Genomic DNA, 5,339 nt, shown 5'->3' with positions numbered 1-5,339 from the left:
CGGGCCACGATGGCCCCATGCTTCCTTCCGACTCCGACTCCGATTTCCGGGCACGCACCTCCTCACCACCCGACTCCCCGGCCCCACCCCGCGCCCTCTCCTTCGACCGCGCAGCCGCCCAGTACGCCGCGGCCCGCCCCGGCTACCCGCCTGCCCTCTTCGACACCGTCGAGGAACTGGCCGGCCGCCCCCTGCGCGGCGCCCTCACCATCGATGTCGGCGCGGGTACGGGTATCTCCACCCGACTTCTCCACGACCGGGGCGCGCGGGTCACCGCAGTCGAACCGGGCCGCGGCATGGCGGAAGAACTGCACCGGGCACTCCCGTACGTGCCGATCGTGCGTGGCGACGGCAACCGTCTCCCCATCGCCACCGCGTCGGCCGACCTGATCACGTATGCCCAGTCCTGGCACTGGACCGACCGGAACCGTGCCACCCCCGAGGCCCTGCGCGTACTGCGCCCCGGCGGCGCACTCGCCCTCTGGTGGAATGTCTCCGACCACTCCGTCCCGTGGATCGCCGAGCAGGACGCCCGCCTCCGCCGCTTCTTCGGTGCCGACGAGGGTGCCCACGGCTCGCCCGTCCGCTCCCGCGACCTGCCGTCCGGGCTCGGCTTCGTGCACCGCGTGGTGCCCTGGACCCGACGGGTGTCCCTCGACACCCATCTCGCCAACCTCGGCAGCCACTCCGCCTTCCTCGTCCTCGGTGAGGAACCCACGCACCGATTCCTCGACGAGGAGTGCGGCCGGCTGGCGGAGCTCTTCCCGGACGGCACGGTCGAGGAGAGCTACGTGGTCGACCTGAGCGTGGCGATCCGCCCGGGCTCGACCCCGGCCCCACCCTCACCGCGATCCTGATCCGCGCTCCTGATCCGCACGCCGAAGGCCCTCGCGCGCCTCCCGCTCCGCGGCCCGGCCCTCCAGGACCGCGGCGCATGCGTGGTCGGTGCGGTGCAGCTGCTGAGGTCCAGCACGACGGCCCGGGCGTGCTCTTGACGGACAGACACCGCCAGGATCAAAATTCATCGCATGATGAATTCTTCGGGCGTCGCCATCGAGGCCCGCGGCCTCGCCGTCGTACGAGGCAACCGCACCGTCCTCCGCGACCTCGACTTCACCGTCGAACCCGGCAGGATCACCGGCCTCCTGGGCCCCTCCGGCTGCGGGAAATCCACCTTGATGCGTGCCGTCGTGGGCACCCAGGCCAAGGTCACCGGCACCCTCGACGTGCTCGGCAGCCCCGCAGGACACCCCACCCTCCGCCCGCGCATCGGGTACGTCACCCAGGCCCCGTCCGTCTACACCGACCTGACCGTCCGGCAGAACCTCGACTACTTCGCGGCGATCCTCCAGCCGGGCCGCCGCCACCGGGACGCCCGCCGCGCCGCCGTCACCCGCGCGATCGCCGAGGTCGACCTGGCCGGCCACGCCGACGCGCTGGCCGGCACCCTCTCCGGCGGCCAGCTCACCCGTGTCTCCCTCGCCGTGGCCCTGCTCGGCACCCCCGAACTCCTGGTCCTCGACGAACCGACCGTCGGCCTGGACCCGGTACTCCGCCGAGACCTGTGGAACCTCTTCCATGCCCTCGCCACCGACCGCGGCACGACACTCCTCATCTCCTCCCACGTCATGGACGAGGCCGAGCGCTGCCACCGGCTGCTCCTGATGCGCGAGGGCGAGATCCTCGCCGACGACACCCCCGAGGCGCTGCGCACCGCCGCCCACGCCGCCACCGTCGAAGAGGCGTTCCTCCACCTGGTCGACGAAGCCGCCACCCGTCAGGAGACCGTCCGATGAGCACCCCGCGCCCGCAGCTCCACCCGGCCGCACCGCCCCTCAGCCCCGCCCGCACGCTCGCCACCGCCGCCCGCGTCCTGCGCCAGCTGACCCACGACCCCCGCACCGTCGCGCTGCTCCTCCTGATTCCGGTCGTGATGATCACGCTGCTCCGGTACGTGTTCGACGGCAGCCCCCGCACCTTCGACGCCATCGGCGCCTCGCTCCTCGGCATCTTTCCGCTGATCACGATGTTCCTGGTGACCTCGATCGCCACCCTGCGCGAACGCACCTCGGGCACCCTCGAACGCCTCCTCGCCATGCCGCTCGGCAAGGGGGACCTGATCGGCGGCTACGCCCTGGCCTTCGGCGCCGTCGCGATCGTCCAGTCCCTCCTGGCCACCGCACTCTCGGTCTGGGCGCTCGGTCTGGACGTCACCGGCTCACCGTGGCTGCTGCTCCTGGTCGCCCTGCTCGACGCCCTGCTCGGCACGGCACTGGGTCTCTTCGTCTCCGCCTTCGCCGCATCCGAGTTCCAGGCCGTCCAGTTCATGCCGGCCGTGATCTTCCCGCAGCTCCTGCTCTGCGGACTGTTCATCGCACGCGACCGGATGGCTCCCGTCCTCGAAGCCCTCTCGAACGTGCTGCCCATGTCGTACGCGGTCGACGGCATGAACGAGGTCCTCCACCACACCGACGTCACCGGCGACTTCATTCGAGACGTCCTGGTCGTCGCGGGCTGCGCCCTGCTCGTCCTCACCCTCGGCGCGGCCACGCTCCGCCGACGTACCGCCTGACCGGCCCCGGTGCGAGGATGACGGACACGAGCACCGAGAACCGTCAGCACGACGCACGGAGAACCGCGAGCACCGCCCGGAGGGTGAACCACATGACCCAGACAGTTGCAGTCCTCGGCACCGGCAAAATCGGCGAGGCCCTGCTCAGCGGCATGATCCGGGCGGGCTGGCGCCCGGCGAACCTGCTGGTCACCACCCGCCGTTCCGAGCGTGCCGAGGAACTCCTCAGCCGCTACGGCGTCGAGTCCGTCACCAACGCCGAGGCCGCCAAGCGCGCCGACATCCTCATCCTCGCGGTCAAGCCCCAGGACATGGGCCGGCTCCTGGACGAGCTCGCCGGACACGTCACCGCCGACCGCCTGGTCATCAGCGCCGCCGCAGGCATCACCACCGCCTTCATCGAGGACCGCCTCACCACGAGCACTCCGGTCGTACGCGTCATGCCGAACACCCCCGTCCTCGTCGACGAGGGCATGTCCGTCATCTCCGCGGGCAGCCACGCCACCACCGAACACCTCGCCACCGCCGAGGCGATCTTCGGCGGCGTCGGCAAGACCTTGCGCGTCCCCGAGTCCCAGCAGGACGCGGCCACCGCCCTCTCCGGGTCGGGCCCGGCGTACTTCTACTTCCTCGTCGAGGCGATGACCGACGCGGGCATCCTGCTCGGCCTGCCCCGCGCCCAGGCCCACGATCTGATCGTCCAGGCCGCCATCGGCGCCGCCGTGATGCTCCGCGACAGCGGCGAACACCCGGTCAAGCTCCGCGAAGCCGTCACCAGCCCGGCCGGCACCACCATCAGCGCCATCCGCGAGCTGGAGAACCATGGTGTACGAGCTGCCCTCATCGCCGCCCTCGAAGCAGCCCGCGACCGCAGCCGCGAACTCGCCTCCGGCAACGGCTGACGGCTACCCGGCAGCCTCGATCAGCTCCGCACTGCGCACCACCTTCGCGAACCCACCGCCGTGCAACGACACGGCGGTGGCCCGCGCCAGCTCATCCGCGCCCAGCGTCCACCCCCACGGCCCACCCCCGTCGAAGGTGTACGTCGCATCCAGCGCGAAGAACACCTCGTACCCGAGGTTCCCGCCCATCCGCGCTGTTGTCTCCGCGCACATATTCGTCTGGATCCCGGCCACCACGATCTGCCGTACCCCGCCCCGGTCCAGCCACGCCCCGAGATCGGGCGTCCCGTAGAAGGCGGAGTTCACGCTCTTCGTCAGCAACAACTCGGGCCCACTTCCCTTCCCCCGCCGCTCCTCCACGTACCTCTTGAAGTCGTTCCCCGGCTGCCCCACCCGCAACGGCGAATCCGGCTCGGGCGAGTCATGCCGTACGAACACCACGGGCCGTCCACTTGCCTGCCAGGCATCGATCAGCCCCGCAATGTTCCGATCGGCCCCGGGATTGTTCCGCGGCCCCCAGTACGCCTCCTCCTCAAAACCTTCCTGTACGTCCACCACGACCAGCGCTGCGTTCTCTGCGATCTCCATACGAACGATGCTGCCGCGCCGCACCCCTGCGGCCCAGAGGTCAAAAAGCCATCGATCGATGTTTTACTGCCACCATGTCCACGACCGGCCGCCCACCCACCCGCATCGCGCTCGTCTCGTTCCCCGGCATCCGCGCGTTCGACGTCTCCGTCATCACGGAGGTCTGGGGAGTGGATCGCACCGACCGCGGCGTCCCACCCTTCGACCTGCGCCGCGCCGCCGCCGACCGGGCCCCCATCCCGCTGCGCGGCGGCCTCTCCCTCACCCCCGACCGCACCCTCGCCTGGCTCACCCGCGCCGACCTGATCGTCGTCCCCGGCCTCGACGACCACCTGACACCGGCCCCCGAACCGGTCCTCGAAGCGCTGCGCCGTGCCCATGCCCGAGCCACCCCCATCGCGGCCCTCTGCGGCGGAGCCTTCACCCTCGCCCAGGCCGGCCTCCTCGACGGCCGCCGGGCAGTCACCCACTGGAACCTCACCGACCTCCTGCGCACCCACCACCCCCACGTGACGGTCGTCCAGGACGCCCTGTTCCTCCACGACGACAACATCTGGACGTCGGCGGGCACCGCGGCCGGCATCGACCTCTGCCTCCATCTCGTACGTACGGCCCACGGCGCGGAGACGGCCGCGACGATTGCCCGCTCGATGGTCACGGCTCCCTTCCGCACCGGCACCCAGGCCCAGTTCATCGAGCACCCCACACCCCACACCGACCGCGACGCCGACACCCTCGCCTCGGTACGGGCCTTCGCCCTGACCCGTCTGGCCGAACCCCACACGGTCGCCGACCTCGCCGCGCACGCCGGAATGTCCCCCCGCTCCTTCGCCCGCCACTTCCAGGCCACCACCGGCACGACCCCGCTCAGGTGGCTGATCACCCAACGCGTGGCCGCAGCTCAGAAGCTCCTGGAACAGACGGACCTGCCCCTCCCCGAGATCGCCCGCCGCAGCGGCTTCGGCAGCGAGGTCACCATGCGCCAGCACTTCGCCACCCACCTCTCCACCAGTCCCCGCGACTACCGCCTGGCCTTCCATCAGAACCAGGGCAGGCCCGAGGTTGACACGACACGCCCACATCCGTAATGTTCTCCGAGTTGTCCGACGTGAGCGCCGACTCCGGTCGGTCCCCGGACAGCCATTCCGCAGTAACCACATCGGGCCAGCGACATCTGTCGCCAGACTTTCTGTGCGCATTTGCGAAATGGAGAATCCGCGTTCGAAGGAGCGCAACCCCGATTAGCGTCGAGGCCCTGGATTCGCTAAAGTCTCACT

General features: G+C 70.6%; 6 protein-coding genes. 5 read left to right on the top strand and 1 reads right to left on the bottom strand.

Annotation, left to right across the window (positions count from 1 at the left end; genetic code table 11):
• Nucleotides 1–17: 17 nt before the first annotated feature.
• The 4 genes from GA0115254_RS31560 (at nucleotide 18) to proC (ending at nucleotide 3,474) form a co-directional block, all read left to right on the top strand.
• Nucleotides 18–857, top strand: a complete 840-nt coding sequence (locus GA0115254_RS31560) for a class I SAM-dependent methyltransferase (protein WP_093898689.1) — start codon at nucleotides 18–20, stop codon at nucleotides 855–857.
• A gap of 171 nt (nucleotides 858–1,028) precedes the next feature.
• The gene (locus GA0115254_RS31555) at nucleotides 1,029–1,796 is read left to right on the top strand and encodes an ABC transporter ATP-binding protein (RefSeq protein WP_093898688.1); all 768 of its coding nucleotides are present in this window, start codon (nucleotides 1,029–1,031) and stop codon (nucleotides 1,794–1,796) included.
• On the top strand, nucleotides 1,793–2,572 hold the full coding sequence (locus GA0115254_RS31550; protein ID WP_093898687.1) for an ABC transporter permease: 780 nt from the start codon (nucleotides 1,793–1,795) through the stop codon (nucleotides 2,570–2,572). Before GA0115254_RS31555 ends, GA0115254_RS31550 begins: the two co-directional genes overlap by 4 nt.
• Before the next feature lie 92 nt (nucleotides 2,573–2,664).
• On the top strand, nucleotides 2,665–3,474 hold the full coding sequence (gene proC, locus GA0115254_RS31545) for a pyrroline-5-carboxylate reductase (protein WP_093898691.1): 810 nt from the start codon (nucleotides 2,665–2,667) through the stop codon (nucleotides 3,472–3,474).
• Nucleotides 3,475–3,477: 3 nt separating this feature from the next.
• Here the strand turns inward: proC and GA0115254_RS31540 are convergent, their stop codons facing one another.
• Complete coding sequence (locus GA0115254_RS31540) at nucleotides 3,478–4,062, bottom strand: cysteine hydrolase family protein (protein ID WP_093898690.1); 585 nt, start codon at nucleotides 4,060–4,062, stop codon at nucleotides 3,478–3,480.
• Between the two features lie 74 nt (nucleotides 4,063–4,136).
• On the opposite strand from GA0115254_RS31540, the gene GA0115254_RS31535 reads away from it, so the two are divergent.
• Nucleotides 4,137–5,150, top strand: a complete 1,014-nt coding sequence (locus GA0115254_RS31535; protein ID WP_093898686.1) for a GlxA family transcriptional regulator — start codon at nucleotides 4,137–4,139, stop codon at nucleotides 5,148–5,150.
• The last annotated feature ends 189 nt before the right edge of the window (nucleotides 5,151–5,339 follow it).

It is taken from the genome of Streptomyces sp. Ncost-T10-10d (genome assembly GCF_900091955.1).
In the GTDB taxonomy this organism is placed as follows: Bacteria; Actinomycetota; Actinomycetes; order Streptomycetales; family Streptomycetaceae; genus Streptomyces.
The sequence above is the reverse complement of the archived record's forward strand: the minus strand, read 5'-3'. Positions and strand labels throughout refer to the sequence as shown.

Coding starts and splice junctions, on each gene's coding strand:
- GA0115254_RS31560 (WP_093898689.1), top strand. CDS start 18: ATGCTTCCTTCCGACTCCGACTCCGATTTCCGGGCACGCACCTCCTCA.
- GA0115254_RS31555 (WP_093898688.1), top strand. CDS start 1,029: ATGATGAATTCTTCGGGCGTCGCCATCGAGGCCCGCGGCCTCGCCGTC.
- GA0115254_RS31550 (WP_093898687.1), top strand. CDS start 1,793: ATGAGCACCCCGCGCCCGCAGCTCCACCCGGCCGCACCGCCCCTCAGC.
- proC (WP_093898691.1), top strand. CDS start 2,665: ATGACCCAGACAGTTGCAGTCCTCGGCACCGGCAAAATCGGCGAGGCC.
- GA0115254_RS31540 (WP_093898690.1), bottom strand. CDS start 4,062: ATGGAGATCGCAGAGAACGCAGCGCTGGTCGTGGTGGACGTACAGGAA.
- GA0115254_RS31535 (WP_093898686.1), top strand. CDS start 4,137: ATGTCCACGACCGGCCGCCCACCCACCCGCATCGCGCTCGTCTCGTTC.